The sequence below is a fragment of the Halospina denitrificans genome, from assembly GCF_004364635.1.
Lineage (GTDB): Bacteria > Pseudomonadota > Gammaproteobacteria > Pseudomonadales > Oleiphilaceae > Halospina > Halospina denitrificans.
In genome coordinates this window covers 1-1244 of record NZ_SOAX01000016.1, presented here as the reverse complement: position 1 = coordinate 1244, position 1244 = coordinate 1, and the positions used below count along the sequence as shown (strand labels likewise).

1 protein-coding gene is annotated in these 1244 nt (G+C 57.1%); it reads left to right on the top strand.

Annotated features, from left to right (window positions below):
- Positions 1–66 precede the first annotated feature (66 nt).
- A protein-coding gene (locus DES49_RS15430) for an IS3 family transposase (protein ID WP_133737332.1) occupies positions 67–1214 on the top strand; the annotation gives its coding sequence in 2 pieces (ribosomal slippage) (positions 67–307 and positions 307–1214; 1149 coding nt in all).
- Positions 1215–1244: the final 30 nt, after the last annotated feature.

The following is a 1244-nucleotide window of genomic DNA, read 5'->3' as shown; positions in this document are numbered from 1 at the left end:
TGATCCGCCCCACTGATTCTGGACACCGCGTTAAGCGAGTACAATCCGCTTATGAGGTGATCCGAGATGAGCAAGCAAAAGCGCAACCGCTATTCCGATGAGTTCAAGGCTGAAGCGTTGAAGCTCGCCGAAAGAACCAGCGTTGCCAGCGCCGCCCGCGAACTGGGTGTCCATGAATCGCAGATCTATGGTTGGCGTTCGGCAGCGAAAAAGAAAGCGAACGTCTCTGAGCGCGAGTCTGAACTGGCTGCCGAGAACGCCCGCCTGAAGCGCCAAATGGCCGAGCGTGAAGAGGAGCTGGCCATATTAAAAAAGGCGGCGACCTACTTCGCCAAGAACCAAAAGTGAAGCGCTACAGCTTCATGCTTGAGCACAGTCGTCGGTTTTCCGTGACCCGGATGGCGGCTGTGCTCGGGGTTTCGCGAAGTGGGTATTACACATGGCAGAAGACGCGCTTTCAGCCCAGCCAGCTGGAGCTGGCGCGGGAAAGACTTGATCGCCGCGTGAAAGAGGCGTTCGGCCAGAGCAAGCAGCGCGATGGGGCCCGGCGCATCCAGGCCACACTGGCGGCTGATGGTCACCCTTATGATGTCAAAACGATTGGCGCCAGTATGCGGCGCCAGGCGTTGGTTCCCAAGGCCGCCCGTAAGTTCGTGGTCACCACAGACAGCGACCATAACTTGCCTGTGGCGTCCAACTTACTGGAGCAGAACTTTGAAGCGACAGCCCCGAACCAGAAGTGGGCTGGCGACATCACGTACCTGATGAGCTCCGAAGGCTGGCTGTATCTGGCCGTCATCATTGATCTGTATTCGCGCTCTGTTATCGGCTGGTCCATGAATACCCGGATGACCGCCGATCTGGTCTGCGATGCGCTGGAGATGGCGCTGTGGCGGCGCAATTTCCCCAAAGGGGTGATCTGTCACAGTGACCAGGGAAGCCAGTACTGTTCCCGCGCCTACCGGGATCGGCTGCGAACGCATCAACTGCGTCAAAGCATGAGCCGTAAAGGTAACTGCTGGGACAATGCTTGCGTGGAAAGCTTCTTCCATTCAATGAAAGTCGAAGCGATCCACTACGAGCCGATGATGAACCGGGAGCCGCTTCGCCAGCACGTGTTCGAATACATTGAAGTTGATTACAACCGCCGACGACGGCACAGTGCTTTGGGCTATGTCAGTCCCATGGACTACGAGCTCAAAACCAGTGCTTAACCGAGTGTCCGTTTTCAGTGGGGCAGATCA